Genomic DNA, 24,476 nt, shown 5'->3' on the forward strand with positions numbered 1-24,476 from the left:
CGTCGGTGCGGCGGGCGCGGGTGCGTCGGTGCGTGCGGCGTGCAGGCGCGGTGGCGGCGACCGCGTGCCGGACGGGAGGCGCGGTGCGGGCCCGCACCGCGCCTCCCGTCCGTCTCCTGGTCGCTGCGCCGTCGCCGAAGCGACAGTCACCCGGCGAACGCCGCGGCGCGGGCCGCGAAAGCGACAGATGTCGGAGTCGGGTCGCCGCGTTCTGTCGCTTTCGCGGGAGCGACAGAACGTGGCCGCGCCCGAGTCGCGGCGCCGCCTACTCCGGGACGACGACGTCCTCGGGGACGCCGGACTCCGCCGACCGCTGCGCCGCCTCCATCACCGCCAGGCTGCGGAGGTTGTCGCGACCGCTCGTCTCCGGCGCCGGCCCACCGGTGATCGACCGCGCGAAGGCCTGCAGCCCGCCCTGCCGATCGGTGTGCTCCATCGTCGGGAGCTCCACCGGCTCGGCCTCGTCGTCCTGCGTGCGGCGGAGCGTGACGCGGTCGCCCTCGACGGCGTTCGGCTCACCCGAACGGCTCGTGAACCACAGCTCGCCGTCCGACCCCTGGATGCTCCACTCCCCCGCCCAGGCCGTGCGGGGTGCGCGGGAGAGCCAGCTGCCGCGGTAGCTGACGACCAGCCCGCCCTCGAGCTCGATGAGCATCGACGCGATCGCCTCGTCCTGGTACTTGCTGAACGACGGCGACGAGGCGCGGGCGAAGACCCGCACGGGCTCACGGCCGGTGACCATCCGCATCAGGTCGAAGTGGTGGATCGCCATGTCGTTGATCATCGCGTGCGGGAAGCGGTAGTGCGGGTGCTCCTCGAACGGGAGGTCGTTGTCCCACTGGCGGAAGTCGACGTCGATCGTGGCGACCTCGCCGACCACGTCCGCCTCGAGCAGCTCGGTCACGACGCGGGGTGCCGGGTACCAGCGGTAGTTCTGGCTGACCTGCAGCACGAGCCCGAGTTCCTCGGCGCGACGGACGGCGCTCGCCGCTTCTTCCGCGGTGTTGGCGAAGGGCTTCTCGACGAGGACGTGCTTGCCCGCGTCCAGGGCCTCGAGCGCGAGCGGCACGTGCGTGACGGCCGGGGCGGTGATGACGACGGCGTCGGCCTCGACCCCGGCGAGCGCCTCGGTGAGGGACGCGAACGCGGCGGCCGCCGGCAGGCCGAGGTCGGTGCGCACGGCGTCGAGCGTCGCGGGCACGGGGTCGACGATGCCGACGACCTGGACCTCCGACACCTCGGGGATGGCGGTGCGGGCCCAGTTGCCGCCCCACCCTCCGAGACCGACGTGGATGATGCGGACCGGCATGCGTGCACTCCTTCGTGTTCGGCTCGTGCGGCCTCGACGGCGCACGTCCCTCCAGTCTGTCAGGCATCGCCGACAGCGAGCGACGCGCGCCGCGCCCGCGTCAGCGCACGAACACGTACGCGATGAGCGCCATCGTCACGAGGAAGCCCGCGAGGTAGTTGATCCACAGGAAACGCTTCCACCCCGCGTTCGCCGCCTCGGCCCCGGCGTCCGTGACGTTCCACCACGGCAGCACGTTGAGGGCGTACGGCACGACGACGACCGCGGCGATCGGCCCCGGGAACGCGGAGAACAGCAGGACGATGCCCGCGACGACGTACGCCACGAAGGCCAGCCGCACCGTCGCCCGGGCACCGATCACGGTCGCCACGGAGCCGATGCCACCCGCCCGGTCGGCGAGCACGTCCTGCACGGCACCGAACGCGTGCGACGCCACACCCCAGAGGAAGAACGCCACGCACACGGCGACGAGCTGCCCGGTCCAGTGCGGCCCGGCGAGCGCGAGTCCGTACACGGCCGGCGACACGAAGTGCGTCGACGAGGTCAGGGAGTCGAGGAACGGCTTCTCCTTGAACCGCAGCCCCGGCGCCGAGTACGCGATCACGGCGAACACGCTGATCGCGAGGACGAGCCACGACCACGGACCGTTCCCGCTCAGCCCGCCGAGCACGACGAGCGCGACGAGGAACGGCACGTTCGTGACGACGACCGCCCAGAGCGTGGTGCGGTGCACGCTCTTGTCGAGCAGGGCACCCTCGACCCCGCCCTTCCGGGGGTTCCGCAGGTCGGACTCGTAGTCGAACACGTCGTTGATGCCGTACATCCCGAGGTTGTACGGCACGAGGAAGTAGACGACGCCGACGACGAAGGTCACGACGCCGAGCACCGAACCGAAGACGTCGGTGCCGAGCAGGTACGCGGCACCGAACGGGTAGGCGGTGTTCACCCAGCTGATCGGCCGCGAGGACGTGAACAGGGCGCGCAGGGTCGACGGCCGGGAGGCACGGGTCGCGGTCATGGGGTCGGCTCGCCTTCTGCGGACGGTCGCGCACCGGGCGCGTCGCGGGACGGTCGCGCCGGTGGCGCGGTGGAGGACGGACGGTCGAGCAGCACCCACAGGGCGGGCAGCAGCAGGACCGCACCGATCGAGTACGCGAGGTCCTCGACCGGGATCGCACCGATCTTCGCACCGCTGATGAGCGACGGGTCGTACGCGACCACGCGCAGCGTCACGATGACGTTGTCGAACACGATCGTCATCACGAGGAGCACCACGGCCGCGATCAGCCCGCCCACGAGCGCGACCCGGCGACCGGGCCCCGACGGCCGACCTGCGGCCCGGGCACGCCGAGCGGCGACGACCCCGGCCGTGACCGCGACGACGACGGCGACGGCGAGGAACGGCACCGCGAGCAGGGCGTACGCGGCGTGCGAGCTCACGTGCGCCGCCGATCGAGCGCCTTCGCAACGAGCGGCGTGACCGCGCCGAACGCGTTCATCGTCGTGTAGCAGAGCAGCAGGAGGAAGAAGATCTCCTCGACCGGGACCTCCGGCGCCACGACGAGCCCGGTCAGGACCCGCTGCGGCCCGATGAAGAAGATGCCCGCGGCGACCCCGGCGACGTCCCACACGAGGAAGAACACCATGCCGATCGCCATCACCGCCGCCGCCCGCCACGGTGCCCGCCAGAAGAACAGCCGGAAGCGGGCGTCGAGCACCGTCATGCCGACGAGCGACACGACGAGCCCGGCGAGGTACAGCCCCGGCATCAGACCGCCGTGTCCCGCCGGAGCGGCGTCGGGAGCGGCTCGGTGCTGGTGTCGCCGTGCAGGCGCTTGAGCAGCACCTCGGCGCTGATCAGGCACATCGGCAGCCCGATGCCCGGCGTCGTCGAAGCGCCGACGTAGTACAGCCCGTCGACCTTCTTCGACCGGTTCGGCTCCCGGAAGAACGCGCTCTGCGCCAGGGTGTGCGCCGGCCCGAGCATCGAGCCGCTCCACGCGTTGTAGTCGTCGGCGAAGTCCTGCGGCCCGATCGTCCGGCGCACCCGGATGCGGTCGCGGAGGTCGGGCACGCCGGAGCGTTCGGCGATGACGTCGATCGCGCGGTCCGCGATCCGCTCGACCTCGAAGTCGCCGGCCCCGTCGATGCCGCCCTTGCCGATGGACAGGTCGGCCGGCAGCGGCACGAGGACGAAGAGGTTGCTCGACCCGGGCGGCGCGACCGTCGCGTCCGTCTCGCTCGGCGCGCACACGTAGATCGACGCGGGGTCGGGGACGCGGCGGTCCTTGCCGAAGATCGCGCCGAAGTTCGCCTGCCAGTCGGCGGTGAACACGAGCGTGTGGTGCAGGAGCCCCGGTACCGGTCCGTCGACGCCCAGGTAGACGAGGACGGCGGACGGCCCCGGGTCGCGCTTCTGCCAGTGCTTCGCCGGGTAGGAGCGGTGCTCGGGGTCGAGCAGCTGCAGCTCGGTGTGCCGGAGGTCGGCCGCGCTGACGACGAGGTCGGCCGGTGCGACGTGCTGCCCACCGTCGCGGTCGCGGTGCACGACGCCGGTGACGTGGCCGTCCTCGACGACGATCCGCTCGACCTTCGCGCCGGCGATGACCTGCGCGCCCTCGGCGCGGGCGAGTCGTCCGATCGCGCCGATGATCTCGTGGATGCCGCCCTTCGGGTACTGCACGCCGTCGGCCAGGTCGAGGTGGCTCATGAGGTGGTACATGCTCGGCGCCTTGTACGGGCTGGTGCCGAGGAACACCGCCGGGTAGCCGAGGACCTGCCAGAGCCGACGGTCGCGCACGGCGGTCTCGGCGTACTTCGCGAGCGGCTCGGTGAGCAGACGGAGGAGCTTCGGGAGCCGGCGCAGGACGTCCGGGGCGGCGAGCTTCCGGAGGTCCGCGAAGGTCGTGTAGAGGAACCGCCGCACCGCCATGGCGTAGGTCTCCTCGGCGGAGTCGAGGTACTTCCGGATCCGTGCTCCGGCCCCGGGCTCGACCGACTCGAAGAGCGCGATGTTGGCTTCCTTGTCGGCGCGGAGGTCGAGCGGCTCGTCGTGGCCCTCGGAGTACACGCGGTACCCGGGGTCGAGCGTGACGAGGTCGAGCTGCTCGGCCGCGGTGGTGCCGAGGAGCTGGAAGAAGTGGTCGAACACCTCGGGCATGAGATACCACGACGGTCCGGTGTCGAACGTGAAGCCGTCGCGCTCCCACGAGCCCGCGCGGCCGCCGAGCTGGCTGCGCTGCTCGAGCAGCGTGACGGCGTAGCCGTCGCGCGCGAGCAGCGCAGCGGACGCGAGTCCGCTGATGCCGCCGCCGATCACGACGGCGCGGCGGACGGGCACCTTGCGCCGGTTGGTGGACGCGGAGCCGGCCGGACGGGAGGCGCGGGGCGGGGTCACGCCGTGCCTCCAGGCCGTCGCGTGGCCGGCCCACGACCCGACAGGACCTGCGCGGCGAGCCGCGCCTTGACGGGGTTCGGGACGCGCACGCGCGTCGCGACGAGCTGCGCGGCGGGTGTCCGCGCGATGCGGGTGTTGAGCTCCTGGAACAGCGCGTGGGCGAGGCCGACCGCGTGTCGGGCGTCCTTGGGCAGCAGCGGGATGGTCATCGCGGCACGGTCGAGGTCGGCCTGGACGTCGGCGACGAGCCGGACCTTGGTGGCCTCGTCGAAGCTGCGGATGTCGACGCCGGGGAAGTACGAGCGGCCGAGGACCTCGAAGTCGGCGTGCAGGTCGCGGAGGAAGTTGACCTTCTGGAACGCGGCACCGAGGGCCCGAGCGCCGTCGACGAGCACGGAGTCGTCGAACGTCGGGCGCCCGGCGCGGTACAGGAACGCGCGGAGGCACATCAGACCGACGACCTCGGCGGAGCCGTACACGTACTCGCGGAAGGAGTCGTCGTCGTGCACGGTGCGGTCGAGGTCCATGCGCATCGACGCGAAGAACGGTCGGGTGAGCTCCGCGCCGAAACCGGTCACACGGGCCGACCGGGCGAAGGCGTGCACGACCGGGTTCGTCGAGAAGCCGAGCTCGATCGCGCGCTCGGTGTCGCGTTCCAGCTCGTCGAGGACCGTGCGGGCGAGCCCGCGGTCGAGGCCGGCCTCGGTCGCGGGGCCGTCCACGACCTCGTCGGCGACGCGGACGAGGGCGTAGACGTTGCGGATGTGCTCGCGGGCGTCCTTCCGGAGCAGGCGCGACGCCAGGCCGAACGACGTCGAGTACCGGTCGATGACGACCCCGGAGGCGGCCTCGGCGGTCGCGTCGTAGAGCGGGAGTCGGGCGGAGCGGTTCGGTTGCGGGTGGTGCGCGAGGGTCACCGGGCTCGCTCCACGAGTTCGGACACGATTGACTCCAGTCGGTCGGCGAGGTCGTAGGGCAGGCCCGCGAGCTCGGCGCGGGCCAGTGCCGTGTGCTCGGCGACGCGCTGTTCGGCTGCGGACTTGGCGCCGCAGGACACCAGCGTGGCACGGAGCTCGGCGGCCCGCTCCTCGGTGAGGTCCGGGTCGCCGAGGTGCTGCGACAGCTCCGGCCAGCAGTCCGTCGCCGCGGCGTGGGCGATGAGGACCGTGCGCTTGCCCTCCCGCAGGTCGCCGAGGACGGTCTTGCCGGTCTCGGCCTCGGCACCGAACACCCCGAGCAGGTCGTCGACGATCTGGTACGCGATCCCGATCTCGCGGCCGAACGCTCCGAGCGCTGCGACGACGGGCTCGGGGGCACCGGCGAGCACGGCCCCGGACTGCAGCGGCGCCTCGAACGAGTACACGCTCGTCTTCGCGCGCTCCATCGCGAGGACGTCGTCGACGGTCGGCATCGGTCCGAGTGCGAGGTCGACGTCGGCCATCTCGCCGGCGGCGCTCGCGAACACGGCCTCGTCGAAGATGTCGAGCAGCCGGGAGCGTCGCTCCCCCGTGACGCCCGACGCCTCGATGAAGCGAGGTGCCGCGGCGAGCGCGAGGTCACCGGCGATGACCGCGGCGCTCGTGCCCCGGTGCTCGGCGGTCGGCAGCGGGAGTCCGCCCGTGGTGCCGGTGTCGCGGAAGGACCCGGCGACGTTCGGCTGCCCACGGCGGGACCAGTCGCGGTCGATGACGTCGTCGTGCACGACGAGCGCGGTGTGCAGGAGTTCGTAGGCGGCGCCGACCTGCACGGCCGCCGCGGTGTCGGTGCCCCCGAGCGCCGTGTAGGCGGTGAGGACCATGCGCGGCCGGAAGCGCTTGCCGCCCATGCTCGCCTTGCGGAGCACCCGCCAGAGTTCCGGGTTCGGACCGCCGTACCGCTCGGCCCGGGCGCTCGACACGGCGAAGAAGCGCTCGAGGCAGTCGTCGACGAGCGCGAGGTCGTTCTGCGCCATGGTGGTCGCTTCCTCGCTCATTGGCCTAACCTATCGGTGCAGATGACGACTTTCCCTGAATCCGTGGTGCTGCTGGCCGATGACCGTACCCCGGTCGGCACGGCGGACAAGTTCACGGTGCACACCGACCACACGCCCCTCCACCTGGCCTTCTCGTGCCACGTGCGGAACACCGCCGGGCAGGTCCTCGTGACCCGCCGGGCGCTGTCGAAGAAGACGTGGCCGGGGGTGTGGACGAACACGTTCTGCGGCCATCCCGGTCCGGACGAGACGTTCGAGGACGCCATCGCCCGTCGGGCCTCCCGTGAGCTGGGCATCACCGTGCGCGACGTCGAGTCCGTCCTGCCCGACTTCCGGTACCGCGCGGTCGACGCCTCCGGGATCGTCGAGAACGAGGTCTGCCCGGTGTTCCGCGCCGTGACCGACGACGTGCCGGCGCCCGCGGACGACGAGGTCGCCGAGTACGCGTGGGTGTCCGAGGACGAGCTGCGGGCCTCGGTGGCCGGTGCGCCGTTCGCGTGGAGCCCCTGGCTCGGGTGGCAGCTCGCCGAGACCGAGCAGGCCGGGCTCCGCATCACGCCGTAGCGCGCCCGCGCGCGGGCGTGTGCCGCGCGCCGCCGCGGGATGCCGAGACTCGCGCTGCGCGACCGTTCTCGCGCGCCGCCGCGCGAGCGGTGTCGCCCACGCCGAGACTCGTGCGGCACCGGCCGAGACTCGCCCTCCCGGACCAGGCAGTGTCCAGCGCACCGCATCGACAATGGTCCGCATGACCACCGCGGAGCGCGATGCCACCAGTGCCGCCGACGCCGTCCTCGACGCCCTCCGCGACGACCCGGTCATCGCGAGCGTGAAGGACCGGGCGGCGCTCGACGACGTGCTCGCCTCGGACCGCGGCGTGGTGTTCGTGCTGTTCGGCAGCGTGCTCGACATCGCCGAGGTGGTCCAGCAGGCGAAGGACGCGGGCAAGACCGTCCTCGTCGACGTGGACCTCCTCGACGGGTTCTCCAGCCGGGAGGTCGTCGTCACCTGGCTCGCCGCGAACACCCGGGCGGACGGGGTCCTGTCCACCAAGTCGAACCTCGTCCGGGCTGCCCGGCGCGCGGGGCTCGTCGCCGTGCAGCGGTTCTTCCTCGTCGACTCGTTCTCGTACCACCAGCTCCCCCGCGTCGTGGAGCAGGCCGGGCCGGACGCGATCGAGATCCTCCCGGGCTGCATGCCCCGCGTGATCACGTGGCTGCGTGCGGACACCGACGTCCCGGTCATCGCCGGCGGTCTGGTCTGTGACAAGGCCGACGTGGTGGCGGCACTCGGCGCGGGGGCGGTCGCCGTCGCCTCGTCGAACCGCGACGTCTGGGACATGTGAGGGCACTCAGACTCGGCTCCGCGGTCACCGACCGGGGTCGACGCCCTCGCGGCGCGTGACTAGGCTCGGAGGTCGGCTGCACGAGGCAGCCCACGGACGACCAGAAGGGCAGGTGAGGCGCGATGTCGGGTGACCATCCTCGATCGGGCCGACGGACCCTGCCCCGGCGGATCCACGCGCCCCGTCCCTGATCCCGCACCGCCCACGGGCGGTTCGCGCCTGCCTGCTCCCGACACGCAAGGAGCACGCCATGGCACTGATCGACAACGCCGTCTACGTCGCAGGACACCGCGTCGACTCGCCGTCGACCCCGTCGCGCGCCACCCGGGGCGACCTCGCGTGGATCGGGCTGCTCCGCCCCGAGCCGTCCGAGCTCGCCGCCGTCGCGGCCGAGTTCGACCTGCACGAGAACGCTGTCGAGGACGCCCGCAAGGGACACCAGCGGGCGAAGCTCGAGCGGTACGGCGACACCCTCTTCCTCGTCCTCCGTCCGGCCTGGTACGACCGCACCGCCGAGGAGGTCCGGTTCGGCGAGGTCCACCTCTTCGTCGGTGCCCGGTTCGTGGTGAGCGTCCGGCACGCCGAGCGTCCGGACCTCGCGGCACTGCGCGCCCGGTGCGAGGCCGACCCGGACTTCCTCGCCCGCGGGTCTGAGGCCGTCACCGCGGCCGTGCTCGACGAGGTGGTCGACGGGTACGCGCCGATCGTCGAGATCCTGCAGGAGGAGATCGACGCGATCGAGGACCAGCTCTTCGCCGGCCAGGTCGACCCCGGTGTCTCGAAGCGCATCTACCAGTTGCTCAGCGAGGTCCTCGGCTTCCAGCGCGCGACGACGCCGGTGCCCGCGATGGTGAAGGGCCTCCTGCGCGGTGCCGACAAGTACGGCGTCGACGAGGAGGTCCAGCACCGCCTGCGCAACGTGCTCGACCACGCCCTGCGCGTCACCGAGCGGGTCGACTCGTTCCGGGCGCTGCTCGAGAACGCCCTCACCCTGCACTCGACGCTCGTCTCCCAGGAGCAGAACGAGGCGATGCGCCGGATGACCAGCGCGAGCCTCGCCCAGGGCGAGGAGAGCCGCCAGCTCGCCCGGGCGGCGCACCGGCAGGGCGAGGAGGTGAAGCGGATCTCGTCGTGGGCCGCGATCCTCTTCGCTCCGGGACTCATCGCGGGCATCTACGGGATGAACTTCGACGACATGCCGGAGCTGCACTGGCGGTTCGGGTACCCGGTCGCGATCGTCGCGATGCTCGTCCTGATGGCCGTGCTCTGGGCGGTCTTCCGCAAGCGCAACTGGCTGTAGCCGCGAGGGGCGCAGACACGACCGCGTGACGGCCTGGAGGCGCGGTGCGGGGCCGCACCGCGCCCCCAGGCCGCCTTGCGGTCGCATCCGCCGACGATGGCCGCCGCCGTGATCGGTCCCGGGTGGCGTGGAGCGACGAGGCGTGCATAATGATCAGGCCCGGAATGTGAACGTGCACATCGACGTGCCACGACACCGGGCAGGAATGAGCAGCAATGGCGTCGACGCGAGCACAGCAGTCGCGTGCGCCCAGCATCCGCGACGTCGCACGGGTCGCCGGGGTCTCCCACCAGACGGTCTCCCGTGTCCTGAACAACTCCGAGGCGATCCGCGCCGAGACCCGCGACCGGGTCCTCGCCGCGATGGAGCAGTTGCAGTACCGGCCGAACCGGGCCGCGCGGGCGCTGGTGACGAGCCGGACGCACACGATCGGCGTCCTCACGGCGCGGCGGGCGCACTACGGCCCCGCGGTCGCGCTGCAGGCGATCGAGGACGCAGCGGTGGCCCGCGGGTACAACGTGACGACCTCGACGCTGACCGAGACGACCGACGAGGCGGTGCGCGAGAGCATCCAGCGGCTCCTCGACCTCGACGTCGAGGGGATCGTGGTGATCGCCCCGCAGCAGAAGGTGTTCGACCTCATCGAGGAGCTCGGCATCCGGACGCCGTACGTCACGATGCGGGCCAGCGTCGGCGAGGACCCGACCGCGCTCTGGGTGGACCAGATGGAGGGCGCCCGGCTCGCCACCGCGCACCTGCTCGACCTCGGTCACGAGTACGTCCGACACATCGCCGGACCCCAGGACTGGATCGAGGCCGACGCCCGGATGCAGGGCTTCCTGCGCGAGATGTCGGACCGCGAGATGCCCGTCGTGGCGCCGATCCTCGGGGACTGGACGGCCGACTTCGGCTACCACGCGGGCCGTGAACTCCTGCGGTGGCGGGACTGCACGGCGGTGTTCTGCTCGAACGACCAGATGGCGCTCGGGCTCGTGCACGCGGCGCGGTCCTACGGCCTGGACGTCCCCGGCGACCTCTCGGTGGTGGGCTACGACGACATCCCCGAGGCGAAGCACTTCTGGCCGCCGCTCACCACCGTGCAGGTCGACTTCGCGGAGCTCGGCCGGCGGTGCGTCGACCTCCTGCTCCCCCGGGACGACGAGCAGCTCCGGCCGATCGACATCGTCCCGCAGCTCGTGGTGCGCGGCTCCACGAGCGCGCCGCGCTCGCGCTGACGCACCGCCCTGACGAGTCGTCCCGACCCGGCGGTCCGACGCGACCCACCACCGGCCTGGAGGCTCGTGGCGGGCCCGCCACGCGCCTCCAGGCCGGTGCACGCAGACCGCGCCGACGTGTGCGGACATCCGCAACAGGACGCGGAAGTACCCCACACCGGGGGACGTGGACCGGCGCGTCGCGCCGGATGACGCGGGCCGTTACACAAACGCGACAATCCTGAATTGACAGCATCCGCACACCTGTGCGTAGGATTGCCCCCGTTCCAGCCGATGTGACCGTTCACATGGACCGTCACACGGCCGGGGCACCGGACGCGACAACGAGGTCCACGCAGGTGACTGCGCCCCCGCTGCCGCAGTGTCAACCCGAATGACTGCCGCGCTGGAGCGGCAGAAGGAGATGCACCGTGGCGTCAACCCCACAGGGCCCCGACCTGGCCACCAGGTCGGTGACCGCAGCCGAGACCATCCTCGAGATGCGGTCCATCACCAAGGAGTTCCCGGGCGTGAAGGCCCTCTCCGAGGTGTCGCTCGACGTCCGCGCCGGCGAGATCCACGCGATCTGCGGCGAGAACGGCGCGGGCAAGTCGACCCTCATGAAGGTCCTCTCGGGCGTGTACCCGTACGGCACCTACGAGGGCGAGATCGTCTTCGAGGGCGAAGAGGTCCGCTTCAAGGACATCAAGCAGTCCGAGCAGGCCGGCATCGTGATCATCCACCAGGAGCTCGCGCTGATCCCGGAGCTCTCGATCACCGAGAACCTGTTCCTCGGCAACGAGCCGTCGAAGTTCGGCGTGATCGACTGGACGAGCGCCCAGCTCCGCGCGCAGGACCTGCTCGCCCGCGTCGGCCTCGCCGAGGACCCGGACACGCAGATCAAGAACATCGGCGTCGGCAAGCAGCAGCTCGTGGAGATCGCGAAGGCCCTGCACAAGGACGTCAAGCTCCTCATCCTCGACGAGCCCACCGCCGCGCTGAACGAGAACGACTCCCAGCACCTGCTCGACCTCATCGTCGGGCTGAAGGCCAAGGGCATCTCGAGCATCATCATCAGCCACAAGCTCAACGAGATCGAGCAGATCGCGGACAGCATCACGATCATCCGCGACGGCAAGACGATCGAGACCCTCAACGTGAAGGGCGACGGCGTCAACGAGGACCGCATCATCCGCGGGATGGTCGGCCGGTCGCTCGAGAGCCGCTTCCCGGACCGCACCCCGAAGATCGGCGAAACGTTCTTCGAGGTCCGCAACTGGACCGTGCAGCACCCGCTCGACCCGTCGCGCCTGGTCTGCAAGGGCTCGAACTTCCACGTCCGTCGCGGTGAGATCGTCGGCTTCGCGGGCCTCATGGGCGCCGGCCGCACCGAGCTCGCGATGAGCATCTTCGGTCGTTCCTACGGCACCTGGCTCGGCGGCGAGATCGTCAAGGACGGCCGCACGATCGAGGTGAAGAACGTCCAGCAGGCGATCGAGCACGGCATCGGCTACGTCTCCGAGGACCGCAAGGCGCTCGGCCTGAACCTGCTCGACACGGTCAAGCGCAGCACCGTCTCCGCTGACCTGCCGAAGATCTCGAAGGCCGGCGTCGTCGACTCCCTCGAGGAGTACAACGTCGCCGACAAGTACCGGAAGCTGCTCCGCACGAAGGTGCCGACCGTCGAGGAGAACGTCGGGAAGCTCTCCGGCGGGAACCAGCAGAAGGTCGTCCTGTCGAAGTGGATGTTCACCGACCCGGACATCCTGATCCTCGACGAGCCGACCCGCGGCATCGACGTGGGCGCGAAGTTCGAGATCTACGGCATCATCCAGCAGCTCGCGGCGGAGGGGAAGGGCATCATCCTCATCTCGTCCGAGCTCCCCGAACTCCTCGGCCTCTCGGACCGGATCTACACGATCTTCGAGGGCCAGATCACCGCTGACCTCCCGGCCGACCAGGCCGACCCCGAAACCCTCATGCGCAGCATGACCTCCGCGCGGAAGGGCGCCACCGTCTCATGAACAACCTGAAACTGCTCTTCGGCAAGGGCAACAGCATCGGCCAGTACGGCATGATCATCGCGCTCGTCGTGATCGTCGCCTTCTTCTGGTTCACGACGGACGGGCTCATCCTCGAGCCCACCAACGTGATCAACCTGTTCCTGCAGTACTCCTACATCCTCATCCTCGCGCTCGGCATGGTGATGGTGATCATCGCGGGCCACATCGACCTCTCGGTCGGTTCGGTCGCGGCCTTCGTCGGCATCATCGTCGCGCAGTCGATGTCCGTGTGGCACTGGCCGGCCTGGGCCGCGATCATCCTCGGCCTCGCCGTCGGTGCACTCGTCGGTGCCTGGCAGGGCTTCTGGGTGGCGTTCGTCCGGGTCCCCGCGTTCATCGTGACGCTCGCCGGTCAGCTCATCTTCCGCGGTGCGAACCAGATCATCGGTCAGTCCACCTCGGTCCCGACGCCGGACTCGTACAACACGATCGGCGCAGGCTACCTCCCCGACTTCGGCCCGGACTTCGGCTACTCGAACGGCACGCTCCTGCTCGGTCTCGTGACGATCGCGGCGCTCATCATCATCGAGGTGCGCGGTCGCCGTCGTCGCCGCAAGATGCAGGCCGAGGTCCCGCCGCTGTGGGTCTCCGTCGTCCGCACGGGCATCCTCGTCGCCGTCACCCTCGTCGCGACCTACCTGTTCGGCGCCGGCCCGGTCGGCACCTCGGTCCCGATCGTCGCGATCATCCTCGGCGTCCTCACGATCGTGTACGGCTTCATCACGAAGAACACGATCTTCGGCCGCCAGGTCTACGCGGTCGGCGGCAACGCCAGCGCCGCGGTCCTGTCCGGCGTCAGCGCCCGCAAGATCAACTTCTTCGTCATGGCGAACATGTCGGTCCTGGCCGCCGTCGCGGGCATGGTCTTCGTCGGCTACTCGAACGCCTCCGGTCCTGCCGACGGCACCGGCTGGGAGCTCGACGCGATCGCGGCCGTGTTCGTCGGTGGCGCCGCGGTCGCCGGTGGCATCGGCACCATCTCCGGGTCGATCATCGGTGGCCTCGTGATGGCGCTCCTGTCGAACGGTCTCCAGCTCATGGGCATCGAGTCGAACAAGGTCCAGATCATCCGTGGTCTCGTCCTCCTCGTCGCGGTCGCCTTCGACGTCTACTCGAAGTCCCAGGGACGCCCGTCGCTGATCGGCGGCATGATGCGGCAGTTCCAGCGGAAGGACACCGAGCAGAACACGGTGGCCGCCCAGCAGCCGCGGTCGATCGACGACCAGCCGGACAAGGTCAACCCCCAGTAGAACGTGGCGCCGGGCGGCCCGTCCGCCCGGCGCACGAACCCCACCACCACAGCACCACCCCTCAACGAAGAGAAAGCAATCTCATGCGCAAGAAGCTCATCGCCGGAATCGGCCTGGCCCTCGTCGCGGGCCTCGCCCTCAGCGGCTGCTCCGCTCGCGGGACCTCCGGTTCGGACTCCGCCAGCACGGAGATCAAGAAGGGTGACCTGATCGGTGTCGCCCTGCCGGCCAAGACCTCGCAGAACTGGGTGCTCGCGGGCGCCGCGTTCGAGAAGTCGATCGAGGACGCCGGCTTCAAGGCCGACATCCAGTACGCCAACGCCGGCAACCCGGTCCCGGACCAGCAGTCGCAGATCTCGGGCATGGTCACCAAGGGCGCGAAGGTCGTCATCATCGGCGCCGCCGACGGTTCGCAGCTCGGCTCGCAGGTGAAGGCCGCCAAGGCGAAGGGCGTCACCGTCATCGCCTGGGACCGCAACATCCTGAACACCAAGGACGTCGACTACTACGTGGCGTTCAACAACTACAAGGTCGGCCAGCTGCAGGCGCAGGCACTCCTCGACGGCCTCAAGGCCGAGAAGGGTGACGGCCCGTACAACATCGAGCTCTTCGCCGGTTCGGCGGACGACGCGAACGCGACGGTCTTCTTCAACGGCGCGATGAACGTGCTCGAGCCGAAGATCAAGGACGGCACGGTCAAGGTCGTGTCCGGCCAGGAGACGTTCCAGAAGGTCCAGACCAAGGGCTGGCTCGCGCAGAACGCCCAGTCGCGCATGACCGACCTGCTGTCGCAGTACTACTCGGGTGACACCAAGCTCGACGGCGTCCTGTCGCCGAACGACACCCTCGCCCGTGCGATCCTCACCGCGACGAAGGCGGCCGGCAAGCCGAACCCCGTCGTCACCGGCCAGGACTCGGAGACCGCGTCGATCCCGCTCATCATGAAGGGCACGCAGTACTCGACGATCTACAAGAACACCACCGAGGAGGCGCAGGCCGCCATCGACCTGGTGTCCGACCTCTCGAAGGGCAACAAGCCCGACACCAAGATCGACAAGACGAACAACTACAACGGCGTCAAGACGGTCCCGGCGATCGAGCTCACCCCGATCCTCGTCACCAAGGAGAACGCGGTCGAGGCCTACAAGGGCAACGACACCCTCGAGGAGCTCGCCAAGAAGGGCTGAGTCCCCTCGGCACACAGCACACGGACGGCCCCGTCTCGCACTCGCGAGACGGGGCCGTCCCGCGCCCGGCGACGGGACCGGACGACGGCCGGGAGGAACGGTGCGGGCCCGCACCGTCCCTCCCGGCCGTCACGTGGTCGCGTCCTCGACGTGCGCCGCCCGCAGGCGGCGAGCCGCGGCGCACAGGTGCGGCACGTCGGTCCGCGCGGTCCCGAAGACGACCGCCGGGGTCGTGTCGAAGTACCGACGGGTGAGCCGCTCCGCGAGCAGGGACACCTTCGCCCACGGGATGCTCGGTTCGGAGGCGGTCACCTCCCCCGGGAGCATCCGCACCGCCTCCCCGATCTCGACCAGTCGCATCCGGACCGCGTCGTACACGAGGTGTTCCGGCAGCCCGTCGTCGCTGACGTACTCGCCGATCACCCCGCACGCCCGGATCACGTCGTCCAGGCGTTCCCCCGTCCCCCGTGTCACAGCGGGATCGCCTCGCGCACGACCTTCGGGTCCATCCCCGCGGCGTCCACGACGTCGACCCGGGTCCCGAGCAGCTGTTCGGCCTCGTCCTGGATCCGCATCAGCGCGAAGATGCCGAGCCCGCGCCCGAGGTCGACCATGAGGTCGACGTCGCTCCCCGGCCCGTCCTCCCCGCGCGCGACACTGCCGAAGATGCGCGGGTTGCGTCCGCCGAGCCGCCGCACGATGGCGTGGAGCTCGTTCCGCACGGCGGCCACCCGTTCCCGCAGGGGCGGCGGCTCCTCGACGGGTTCGAGCTCGATCGACGCGGTGAAGCCGGCGGCGAGCAGCAGCCGCTGCAGTGCGGCGAGCGAGGGCTCCCGGCGACCGTTCTCGTAGGTGCTGATGACGCTCTGGGTGACACCGGCCCGGACGGCGAGCTGCACCTGTGTCAGCTCGGCGCGGACGCGGGCGTCACGGATGAGCTCGGCTGCCGACACCGGCGGCGCGGGCCTGGGGAGGACTGCGGACATGCGGCCACGATACACAGAATGTGAAATTTGCCGGCCCATGTACTGCGGTTCGCCACAACCGGTTGCGGGGATTGCTCCTGCTATATCGCGGTGTGTCGTTGATCCGCGGCCGACGCGGGCCCGACGCGGGCCCACCGCGGGCCCGCCGCTTGCCTCAGTCGCGCGTGGAGACGTCCGTGCGGTGGAAGTTCTGCGCCGAGCGCGACGCGGTCGGTCCGCGCTGCCCCTGGTAGCGCGACTGGTACTCGGCCGACCCGTACGGCTTCTCCGCGGGGCTGGACAGCTGGAAGAAGCAGAGCTGGCCGATCTTCATGCCCGGCCAGAGCTTGATGGGCAGTGTCGCGACGTTCGACAGCTCGAGCGTGACGTGCCCGGAGAACCCCGGGTCGATGAAGCCCGCCGTCGAGTGCGTCAGCAGCCCGAGACGCCCGAGCGAGCTCTTGCCCTCGAGCCGTGCCGCGATGTCGTCCGGCAGGCTCACGACCTCGAACGTCGACCCGAGCACGAACTCCCCCGGGTGCAGGACGAACGCCTCGTCCGGGTCGGTCTCCACCAGCCGCGTGAGCTCCGGCTGGTCCTCCGCCGGGTCGATGTGCGGGTACTTGTGGTTGTCGAACAGCCGGAAGTACTTGTCGAGCCGGACGTCGATGCTCGAGGGCTGCACGAGCGACGCGTCGTACGGGTCGAGACCGATGCGGCCGTCGGCGAGCTGGGAGGTGATGTCGCGGTCGGAGAGCAGCACGCTGGAAGCCTAGCGGCCGGTCGTCCGCGTCGATATCCTGTGAGGCTGCCCAGGTCCGGGCGGCGAACGGGAGCAGGACGATGACCACCGCAGGCCGACCGCCGTACACCGTCGAGGAACTCGACGTCCCCACCACGATGGACGACGACGCCCGACGCGTCGATGCCTTCCGTGCCTGGCTCGACGTGTCCGACCGCGCCGAGGCGGACGTCCACGGGCTGACCGAGCTCGCCTGGACCGCGGAGGAGTACCTCCCGCAGTGCCACACCCCCGGGGCGCCGAGTCGGCTGTTCGTGGCACGGGACACCGCCGGGACGGTCGTCGGCTCGGCGTCGTACGACTCGAAGGACGAAGCGGGGACCACGAACTGCTGGCTCGCCGTCGGCGTCGACCCTGCACACCAGGGCCGCGGCATCGGCACCCTGCTCGCCGACCGGGTCGAGCAGGTCGCACGGGACGAGGGCCGCACGCAGTGGAAGACGTACGCGGTGTCGCGCCAGGTCGGCCCGGGGGCCGGCGACGGGTTCCTGCAGGCACCGACCGGGTACGGCGCCGTCCCCGCGGACGAGGCCGCGGTCCGCTTCCTCCAGGGTCGCGGGTGGCGCTTCGGCCAGGTGAACCGGATCAGCCGACTCGCGCTGCCCGCCGACGCCTCGGTCGTCGCCGCCCTCAGGGAGCGCGCGGCCGGTGCCGCGGGTGACGCGTACCGCATGCACGCCTGGACCGGTCGGACGCCGGAGCGGTGGCTCGACGGCGTCGCACTGCTGCACACCCGGATGTCGACCGACGCTCCGGAGGGTGACATGGAGGAGCCGGAGGACGTCTGGGACGCCGACCGTCTCCGCGAGCAGGAGGCCGAGCTCGAGCGGGCGCCGCGGACGATGGTGACGATCGCCGTGGAGCGCGCCGACTCCGGCACGCTCGTCGGGTTCACGCAGCTGGCCGTCCCGGACGCCCCGGAGCGCGCGGTCATGCAGTGGGACACCCTCGTGCTGCGGGAGCACCGCGGACACCGGCTCGGGTGGCTGCTCAAGGTGGAGGGCATCGCGTTCGTCGAGCGGGAATTCCCCGGACGCCCGTCGATCGTCACGTTCAACGCCGAGGAGAACCGGCCGATGCTCGACGTGAACGAGGCCGTCGGCTTCGTCGGCGTCGGCAGCGAGGGCATCTGGGAGCACCGGGACTGAAGCGGGCCCCGGCTGGCCGGGTCGGCGGACCGACCCGGACCGACCCGGCCCGAGCCGGACCGCAGCCGGTGCGGCGGACGCGCACCGAGCCTCTCCCCACCGGCACGGCCCGGACGCCGTTGGCGCGTCGCCCGGGAACCGGCGGCTTGGGCCCAGGCCTGGGCGCTTACCATGGGACGGTCATGACCGTCACGTCCTCCGCACCCCCGTCCGGAGGCGCGGCGCCGGAATCGGCGCCCGTCACCGCGCGCACGTCCACCGTCGCGACGGTCCTCGTCGTCGCCGTCCCGCTCGCCGCGGCCTGCGCCGTGCTCGGGATGGTCGTCACCGGAGCGTTCGGCTCCGACCAGCAGCTCGTCTCCGCCGGTGACCTCGTGACCTACGGCCTGCCGATCGCGCGTGCCGTGCACGACACGATGGCCGCCGTCACCATCGGCCTCCTCATCGTCGCGGCGTTCGCGCTCCCCGCTCGCAAGCAGGACCACGGGGCGGTCTCGAGCGTGCAGCACCGGGCGACCCGGTGGGCCGCGGCGACCGGCGGCGTGTGGTTCCTCGCCGCGGTCGTGAGCATCGTCCTGACCGGGGCGAACACGCTCGGAGTCCCACTGTCGTCACCGGTGTTCGCCCGGAACTTCCTGCTCTTCGCGTTCCAGGTCGAGATCGGCCAGGCGCTCGTCGTCTCGGCCGCAGCCATCCTCGCCGCGACCGTCGTCGCCGCGTTCGCCACCCGCGTGACGACCCTCGCCGTGGCGACCGTCCTCGCCCTGTTCGCACTGCTGCCACTGGCGCTCTCGGGGCACGCCGCCGGGTCGCTCGAGCACGCGAACGCGGTGAACTCGCTCGCGGTGCACCTCGTCGGGGTGTGCGTCTGGGCCGGCGGACTCGTCGCCGTGCTGCTGCTCCGCACCCGGACGAAGGGCGCGACCGGCCGGGTCGTGTCGCGCTACTCGACGCTCGCCGGGTGGTCGTTCGCCGCGGTGGCGTTCTCGGGCATCGTCAACGCGTCGCTGCGGCTGACCGGCCCGCTCGACCTGTTCACGACGACGTACGGCTGGCTGATCACCACCAAGGCCGTGATCCTCGTGCTGCTCGGCCTCGCCGGGGTCGTGCAGCGCCGTCGCCTGGTGCCGGCACTCCTCCGCTCGCCGCTCGACCGCCGTTCGTTCACCCGCTTCGCCCTCGCTGAGATCGTGTTCATGGCCGTGGCGATCGGCGTCTCGGTCGCGGTGTCGCGCTCGCAGCCGCCGATCCCGCAGACGCCGGAGACCGGGGACGACACCCGCTCCGGGCTCATCGGCTACCCGTACCCGCCGACCCAGACCCTGCACACGTACTTCACCGAGTGGCACTGGGACTGGGTGTGGGCAGCCCTCGCCGTGACCGGTGCCGGCTGGTACCTGCTCGCGGTGCGGAAGCTCCGGAAGCGCGGGGACAAGTGGCCCGTCGGGCGCACGATCGCCTGGCTGATCGGGTGCGCGCTGTTCATCTGGACGACCTCGGGCGGCCCGGCCGTCTACGGGATGATCCACTTCTCGTCGCACATGGTGCAGCACATGCTGCTCATGATGTTCGTGCCGCTGCCGCTCGTCCTCGGCGGCCCGGTGTTGCTCGCCCTCCGGACGCTGCCGGTGCGCAACGACGGCTCCCGCGGGGCCCGCGAGTGGCTCATGCTCTTCGTGCACTCCCGCTACATGCAGTTCATGGCGAAGCCAGCGGTCGCCGGGGTGATCTTCGCCGGCTCCCTCGTGGTGTTCTACTTCACGCCCGCGTTCGAGTACGCGATGCAGTCGCACGAGTGGCACGTCGTGATGGTCGTGCACTTCGTCCTCAGCGGGTACCTCTTCTTCTGGGTCTTCGTCGGTATCGACCCCGGCCCCGCCCGCCCGCAGTACCCGATCCTCATCATCGCCCTGCTCGCGACGCTGGCCTTCCACGCGTTCTTCGGTGTCGCGGTGATGACCTCGGCGTCGGTGTTCGCGTCCGACTGGTTCCACGCGCTCGGGCAGACGAACGACGCGGCGCTCCTGGCCGACCAGCACACGGGCGGCGGGATCGCGTGGGGTGCGGGTGAGCTGCCGATGGTGTTCGTCGCGCTGCTCGTGGTGCGGAACTGGGTGCGGTCGGATGCGCGGGACGCCAAGCGTCTCGACCGCAAGGCCGACCGCGACGGGGACGCCGACCTCAAGGCGTACAACGATCGGCTCGCGGCGCTGCGCGACCGCGACTGAGCGGCGGCAGGCGCGGGCGGTGCGCCCGGTGCGCCCGGCGCGTCCGGTGCGCTTCGCGTTCGCACAACCAAAGTCGGCTCGAACCGCGCTTTCCCGTGGTGTCGATGGACTTTGGTTGTGCGCCGATGGCCGCGGGGGCCGGGGCGGCCGCGCCCGGCGGCGCCGCCGCGCCAGCGCGTCAGTCGCCGTGCACGAGGCACACGGCGTCGAGGTCCATCGCCGCCTCGAGCGCCGCCGAGATCCCCGACTCGCCGTCCGGCCCCGCGGGGGTCACCACGTCCACCCACCACAGCGGCACCTCGAGCGTCGGAGCCTCCGGCAGGATCCGCTCGACCTCGTCGAAGGCGTCCACCCGGCGGACACCGAGCACCGTCAGCACCGGGTGCGTCGCGTCCCGGCAGACCTGCATCACCGGCCCGTCGTCGAGCGCGCGGACACCCCACGTCTCGTCATGCAGCAGCAGCGCCTCGGCCACGTCGCGGATCTCCACGGGCCGACGACAGAGGAGGGTCACCTCACGCGGCACCGGGACCTCCGCTGACCGGTGCTCCCACGTGGCCGTCCTCGTGCGCCGGGTCGAGCGGAGCGCCGCCGACGAGCTGCAGGAAGCGGTCTTCGTCGATGCGGTCGAGGAACGCTTCGAGCGCCTCCCACCCGTGCTCGAACCGGACGATGAGCCCGGCGTCCCCGCCGGACCCGGTGGACCCGGTGGACCCGGTGGAACCATCGGACGCGTCCGAGCCCGCGGACGCAGCGGTCCCGAACGTCGTGGTCGACGTGTGCGGCGGCGGCCACTCCCCGTCGCGGTCCAGGAACGCGGTGGCCTCGGGTCCGACGACCACCGCGAGTGGCGACGGCTCACCGTGCGAGACCGCCCGCACGAGGTGGTCCGCGTCACCGCGACGCTGCATGACGACGCCGAACACCGGCTCCACCTCGTCGGCGACCCGCTGGACGGCGTCGAACAGACGTGGGGCGAGCGACGGGTCGGCGTGCTCCTCCGGCACCGTGAGCACCGCCGACATGGTCTCGATCACGACCCCGTCCTGCAGGTGCGCGGTCATCGTCGCCGAGAACCCGTCGCCGATCGCGTACGAGGTGGAGACGCCCGGCGCCTCGTGCTTCGCGTACTGCGTCACGACCCAACGGTCCCACGGCACGGTCAGGGGCTCGGCGGTCCCCCAGCGGGTCGGACACGCACCGACGGTGTCGCAGAGCGCCTCGATGGCGGACCCCATGTCGACCGCGCGCCCCTCGTGGTGCCGCAGCGTGAGGTCGATGCTGATCTGCCGCACCGAGTCCGACGACACCGGGTGCTCCGGCGACGGCGTCCCGACGAGTTCCGGACCGCGTCGGACGAAGTCCTCGACACCGGTCGCCGCCGCGCCGGTGCGTCCGTCACGCACGGACCCGTCGGGGTCGGTGACCGCCCACGCCGCGCCGTGCGCACCGAGTGCGTGGCGCACGGCCGGGGTCAGGGCCGCGCCGGCCCCGGTGCGGAGCACGACCATCCGGCCGGCAGCGGAGGCGCGGCGGAGCAGGGATGCGAAGGCGTCGGTCAGCCACACCACCGACGAAGCGGAGTCCACCACGATCGCTGAACCGACCACGTCGTCGATGAGGGGATGCCTGACCATCCGGTTCCTCCTCGGTCGTCCTGCCGCTCGGGTCCCCCTGGACGGTACACACGAGGGCGACACCTGTCCGTCACGCCGGTGGGCTCACAGCGCCTACACGGACACGGCCTGGAGGCACGGATCACCGCCGCCACGGAGACTCCCGGAGCGCGTTCGGCTGGCTTCCAGCGGAGAATCCGGTAGGGTTGTCGACGTCCCGCCGAGCGGGATGCGCGAGTGTAGTTCAATGGTAGAACTCCAGCTTCCCAAGCTGGTAGCGCGGGTTCGATTCCCGTCACTCGCTCCACTCCTGGTCTGACTGCGCCGCGAGCATGCGCTCGTGCGGACACACTCGTTCGCACGCGGCCGCCGCCGGCGCACTACGCTCGCCCCATGCCCGCCCACGAGCTCGCACCGGCCCACCTCGTCATCGGCGGCGGGGTCGTCGGAGCAGCAACGGCCTACGCCCTCACCGCCCGCGGCGAGCGCGTCGTCCTCGTCGAGCAGCACGGCCGCGGGCACGACCGGGGCTCGTCGCACGGAGCCACGCGGATCTTCCGGCAGGGCTACGCCGATGCCGATTACGTCGCCCTGACGACCCGGGCGCTCGCACGCTGGGACGCGCTCGAGGCGCGTGCAGGCAGACAGCTCCTCGACCGGACCGGCGCGGTGGACCACGGACGGCCGGAGGTGGTCGACGCCATCGCCGCGGCACTGGCCGACGCGGGCATCCCCCACGAGACGCTCACGCCGGAGCAGGCGGCCGAGCGCTGGCCCGGCATCGCGTTCGAGGGGCACGTGCTCACCCACGCCACCGCCGGACGCATCCGCTCCGCCGAGGCGATCGAGGCGTTCCTGACGCTCGCCGAGGCCACCGGGTCGGCGGACCTCCGCTTCGACACCCGGGTGACGGGCATCGAGGACCACGGCGACGAACTGACGGTGTCGACGAGCGACGGCGCGCGGATCCGCAGCCGGTCGGTGATCGCGGCCACGGGATCCTGGGCCCCCACGCTGGTCGGTGACCTGCTCGCCCGACGCGGGGCGCGCCTCCCGGCCGTCCGCGTCACCCAGGAGCAGCCCGCCCACTTCCCCAGCCACCTGCCGGACGAGGCGTGGCCGAGCTTCGTGCACTGGGCCGACGGCGACGACGTGTACGGCCTGCTGACCCCGGGCGAGGGCGTGAAGGTGGGCTTCCACGGAACGGGGCCGGTGGTCGACCCGGACCACCGTGACTTCACCCCGGCGCCCGCGGAGGCCGAGCGCCTGCAGGCGTACGTCGCGCGGTACGTCCCCGGTGTCGACGCCTCGAGGCCGACCTTCATCAGCTGTCTGTACGACACGACGCCCGACGAGGACTTCGTCATCGACCGCCGCGGACCGCTCACCGTCGCGACCGGGTTCTCGGGGCACGGGTTCAAGTTCGCGCCCCTGCTCGGGGAGATGCTCGCGGACCTCGCCCTCGGGGGCTCGCCGCACCCGCGGTTCGCGCTGACCGGCTGACCGGCTGCGCGCGAGACCCGGCTGGTCGCCGCCGGGCCGCCCCACTACGGTGGTCGGGTGCGCATCGTGGTGGCTCCGGACTCGTTCAAGGGCACCGCGACCGCGGCGTCCGTGGCTGCGGCGATCGCCGACGGCTGGCGGACCGAGCGGCCGGACGACGACGTGGTCCTCGCGCCGATGGCCGACGGCGGCGAGGGCACCCTGGACGCATTCGCCTCCGCGTTCCCCGAGTCCGTCCGACAGCCCGTGACCGTCACCGGGCCCGCTGGCACGCCGATCGAGGCCGAGTGGCTGCTCCTCCCCGACGGACGCGGTGTGGTCGAGCTCGCGGCGACGAGCGGCCTGCCGCTGCTCGGCGGCGAGCTGCTGCCCGACACCGCGACCTCGCGGGGCTTCGGCGAGGCGATCGTCGCGGCGCTCGACGCGGGCGTGACGGGGCTCGTGCTCGGCATCGGGGGCAGCGCCTCGACCGACGGGGGCGCCTCGGTGCTCGACGTCCTCGCCGACCGGCCGCTCCCCAGCGGGGGCGTGACGGTCCTCACCGACGTCACCTCGCCGCTCGTCGGGCCGACGGGTGCCGCCGCGGTGTTCGGGCCACAGAAGGGCATCGCCCCCGAGCGCGTGGCCGAGTTCGACGCCCGACTGTCGGCGTTCGCCGCACGCTTCCCCCACGTCGACCCGGCGACCCCCGGGGCCGGGGCCGCTGGTGGCGTCGGGTTCGGGCTGCTCGCGTGGGGTGCGACCCTCGTGCGCGGTGCGGACGGGGTCGCCGAGGTCCTGAGCCTGCCGGCGCTGCTCGACGGCGCCGACGTCGTGGTCACGGGCGAGGGACGGTTCGACGGGCAGAGCGCGGCGGGCAAGGTGGTCTCGGTCGTGCACGAACTCGTCGGGCAGCACGCACCGGGCGCTCGGGCGATGCTCGTCGCCGGGGCGATCGAGGCTCCGCTGGACGCCTTCGCCGCCGCAGCCTCGCTGACGGTGATCGCGACGCAGACCACGGGTGAGCCGACCGACGCGCTCCGCGACCCGCTGCGGTTCGCGACGATCGCCGGGACCCGACTCGCCCGGATGGCCTGAGAGTTCCTCCAGCAGGGGTGCCCCAGCGTGACCACCCTCGGTGTGGCGCGCTCCAGCAGACTTGGAGTCGGGGCCGGAACCGGCCCCTCCAGCAATCGACCCA

At 71.5% G+C, this 24,476-nt stretch carries 23 protein-coding genes and 1 tRNA gene; 12 read left to right on the forward strand and 12 right to left on the reverse strand.

Annotated features, from left to right (window positions below):
* Positions 1-265: 265 nt before the first annotated feature.
* The 7 genes from QPJ90_RS02700 to QPJ90_RS02730 all read right to left on the reverse strand — a co-directional run bounded on the left by QPJ90_RS02700 (position 266) and on the right by QPJ90_RS02730 (position 6,678).
* Positions 266-1,309 carry a Gfo/Idh/MocA family oxidoreductase gene (locus QPJ90_RS02700; protein WP_290132937.1) on the reverse strand — a complete coding sequence of 348 codons (1,044 nt, stop codon included), beginning with the start codon at positions 1,307-1,309 and terminating at the stop codon, positions 266-268.
* 100 nt (positions 1,310-1,409) lie between these two features.
* Positions 1,410-2,327 (reverse strand): prenyltransferase, encoded by a 918-nt coding sequence (locus tag QPJ90_RS02705; protein WP_290132938.1) that lies wholly within the window; start codon positions 2,325-2,327, stop codon positions 1,410-1,412.
* Positions 2,324-2,749, reverse strand: coding sequence for a lycopene cyclase domain-containing protein (locus QPJ90_RS02710; RefSeq protein WP_290132939.1), 426 nt, complete (start codon positions 2,747-2,749; stop codon positions 2,324-2,326). The genes QPJ90_RS02705 and QPJ90_RS02710 overlap by 4 nt, the downstream gene beginning before the upstream one ends.
* Positions 2,746-3,078, reverse strand: a complete 333-nt coding sequence (locus QPJ90_RS02715; RefSeq protein ID WP_290132940.1) for a lycopene cyclase domain-containing protein — start codon at positions 3,076-3,078, stop codon at positions 2,746-2,748. The genes QPJ90_RS02710 and QPJ90_RS02715 overlap by 4 nt, the downstream gene beginning before the upstream one ends.
* Positions 3,078-4,706, reverse strand: a complete 1,629-nt coding sequence (gene crtI / locus QPJ90_RS02720) for a phytoene desaturase family protein (RefSeq protein ID WP_290132941.1) — start codon at positions 4,704-4,706, stop codon at positions 3,078-3,080. The genes QPJ90_RS02715 and crtI overlap by 1 nt, the downstream gene beginning before the upstream one ends.
* A complete protein-coding gene (locus tag QPJ90_RS02725) occupies positions 4,703-5,623 on the reverse strand; it encodes a squalene/phytoene synthase family protein (protein WP_290132942.1) in 921 nt (306 codons plus the stop codon). Before QPJ90_RS02725 ends, crtI begins: the two co-directional genes overlap by 4 nt.
* A complete protein-coding gene (locus tag QPJ90_RS02730; protein ID WP_290132943.1) occupies positions 5,620-6,678 on the reverse strand; it encodes a polyprenyl synthetase family protein in 1,059 nt (352 codons plus the stop codon). The genes QPJ90_RS02725 and QPJ90_RS02730 overlap by 4 nt, the downstream gene beginning before the upstream one ends.
* Before the next feature lie 21 nt (positions 6,679-6,699).
* Here QPJ90_RS02730 and idi point away from each other — a divergent pair, with 21 nt between their 5' ends.
* The 7 genes from idi to QPJ90_RS02765 all read left to right on the forward strand — a co-directional run bounded on the left by idi (position 6,700) and on the right by QPJ90_RS02765 (position 15,034).
* Positions 6,700-7,242, forward strand: a complete 543-nt coding sequence (idi, locus tag QPJ90_RS02735; protein WP_290132944.1) for an isopentenyl-diphosphate Delta-isomerase — start codon at positions 6,700-6,702, stop codon at positions 7,240-7,242.
* Between the two features lie 181 nt (positions 7,243-7,423).
* Positions 7,424-8,020 (forward strand): glycerol-3-phosphate responsive antiterminator, encoded by a 597-nt coding sequence (locus QPJ90_RS02740; RefSeq protein WP_290132945.1) that lies wholly within the window; start codon positions 7,424-7,426, stop codon positions 8,018-8,020.
* 250 nt (positions 8,021-8,270) lie between these two features.
* Positions 8,271-9,320, forward strand: a complete 1,050-nt coding sequence (locus QPJ90_RS02745) for a magnesium and cobalt transport protein CorA (RefSeq protein WP_290132946.1) — start codon at positions 8,271-8,273, stop codon at positions 9,318-9,320.
* A 215-nt stretch (positions 9,321-9,535) separates the two neighbouring features.
* The gene (locus tag QPJ90_RS02750; protein WP_290132947.1) at positions 9,536-10,555 is read left to right on the forward strand and encodes a LacI family DNA-binding transcriptional regulator; all 1,020 of its coding nucleotides are present in this window, start codon (positions 9,536-9,538) and stop codon (positions 10,553-10,555) included.
* Positions 10,556-11,034: 479 nt separating this feature from the next.
* Positions 11,035-12,558, forward strand: coding sequence for a multiple monosaccharide ABC transporter ATP-binding protein (gene mmsA, locus QPJ90_RS02755; RefSeq protein WP_290134156.1), 1,524 nt, complete (start codon positions 11,035-11,037; stop codon positions 12,556-12,558).
* Positions 12,555-13,847 carry a multiple monosaccharide ABC transporter permease gene (gene mmsB / locus QPJ90_RS02760; RefSeq protein WP_290132948.1) on the forward strand — a complete coding sequence of 431 codons (1,293 nt, stop codon included), beginning with the start codon at positions 12,555-12,557 and terminating at the stop codon, positions 13,845-13,847. The genes mmsA and mmsB overlap by 4 nt, the downstream gene beginning before the upstream one ends.
* Positions 13,848-13,930: 83 nt before the next feature.
* Complete coding sequence (locus tag QPJ90_RS02765; RefSeq protein WP_290132949.1) at positions 13,931-15,034, forward strand: sugar-binding protein; 1,104 nt, start codon at positions 13,931-13,933, stop codon at positions 15,032-15,034.
* 129 nt (positions 15,035-15,163) lie between these two features.
* Here the strand turns inward: QPJ90_RS02765 and QPJ90_RS02770 are convergent, their stop codons facing one another.
* The 3 genes from QPJ90_RS02770 to dcd all read right to left on the reverse strand — a co-directional run bounded on the left by QPJ90_RS02770 (position 15,164) and on the right by dcd (position 16,762).
* On the reverse strand, positions 15,164-15,508 hold the full coding sequence (locus QPJ90_RS02770) for a HepT-like ribonuclease domain-containing protein (RefSeq protein ID WP_290132950.1): 345 nt from the start codon (positions 15,506-15,508) through the stop codon (positions 15,164-15,166).
* Complete coding sequence (locus QPJ90_RS02775) at positions 15,505-16,020, reverse strand: helix-turn-helix domain-containing protein (protein ID WP_290132951.1); 516 nt, start codon at positions 16,018-16,020, stop codon at positions 15,505-15,507. The genes QPJ90_RS02770 and QPJ90_RS02775 overlap by 4 nt, the downstream gene beginning before the upstream one ends.
* 154 nt (positions 16,021-16,174) lie before the next feature.
* Positions 16,175-16,762, reverse strand: coding sequence for a dCTP deaminase (gene dcd / locus QPJ90_RS02780; RefSeq protein ID WP_290132952.1), 588 nt, complete (start codon positions 16,760-16,762; stop codon positions 16,175-16,177).
* 80 nt (positions 16,763-16,842) lie between these two features.
* Here dcd and QPJ90_RS02785 point away from each other — a divergent pair, with 80 nt between their 5' ends.
* The gene (locus QPJ90_RS02785) at positions 16,843-17,949 is read left to right on the forward strand and encodes a GNAT family N-acetyltransferase (RefSeq protein WP_290132953.1); all 1,107 of its coding nucleotides are present in this window, start codon (positions 16,843-16,845) and stop codon (positions 17,947-17,949) included.
* Between the two features lie 182 nt (positions 17,950-18,131).
* Complete coding sequence (locus tag QPJ90_RS02790; protein ID WP_290132954.1) at positions 18,132-20,177, forward strand: cytochrome c oxidase assembly protein; 2,046 nt, start codon at positions 18,132-18,134, stop codon at positions 20,175-20,177.
* A gap of 178 nt (positions 20,178-20,355) precedes the next feature.
* Here the strand turns inward: QPJ90_RS02790 and QPJ90_RS02795 are convergent, their stop codons facing one another.
* Positions 20,356-20,667, reverse strand: coding sequence for a hypothetical protein (locus QPJ90_RS02795; RefSeq protein WP_290132955.1), 312 nt, complete (start codon positions 20,665-20,667; stop codon positions 20,356-20,358).
* Positions 20,668-20,692: 25 nt separating this feature from the next.
* Positions 20,693-21,814, reverse strand: coding sequence for a DUF6177 family protein (locus QPJ90_RS02800; RefSeq protein ID WP_290132956.1), 1,122 nt, complete (start codon positions 21,812-21,814; stop codon positions 20,693-20,695).
* Positions 21,815-22,026: 212 nt separating this feature from the next.
* Here QPJ90_RS02800 and QPJ90_RS02805 point away from each other — a divergent pair.
* The 3 genes from QPJ90_RS02805 (at position 22,027) to QPJ90_RS02815 (ending at position 24,373) form a co-directional block, all read left to right on the forward strand.
* A tRNA-Gly gene (locus QPJ90_RS02805) sits at positions 22,027-22,100 on the forward strand.
* A gap of 86 nt (positions 22,101-22,186) precedes the next feature.
* Positions 22,187-23,296 (forward strand): FAD-dependent oxidoreductase, encoded by a 1,110-nt coding sequence (locus QPJ90_RS02810; RefSeq protein ID WP_290132957.1) that lies wholly within the window; start codon positions 22,187-22,189, stop codon positions 23,294-23,296.
* Between the two features lie 57 nt (positions 23,297-23,353).
* Positions 23,354-24,373, forward strand: coding sequence for a glycerate kinase (locus QPJ90_RS02815; RefSeq protein ID WP_290132958.1), 1,020 nt, complete (start codon positions 23,354-23,356; stop codon positions 24,371-24,373).
* The last annotated feature ends 103 nt before the right edge of the window (positions 24,374-24,476 follow it).

Origin of the sequence: Curtobacterium sp. 458 (assembly GCF_030406605.1) — a bacterium.
In the GTDB taxonomy this organism is placed as follows: domain Bacteria; phylum Actinomycetota; class Actinomycetes; order Actinomycetales; family Microbacteriaceae; genus Curtobacterium.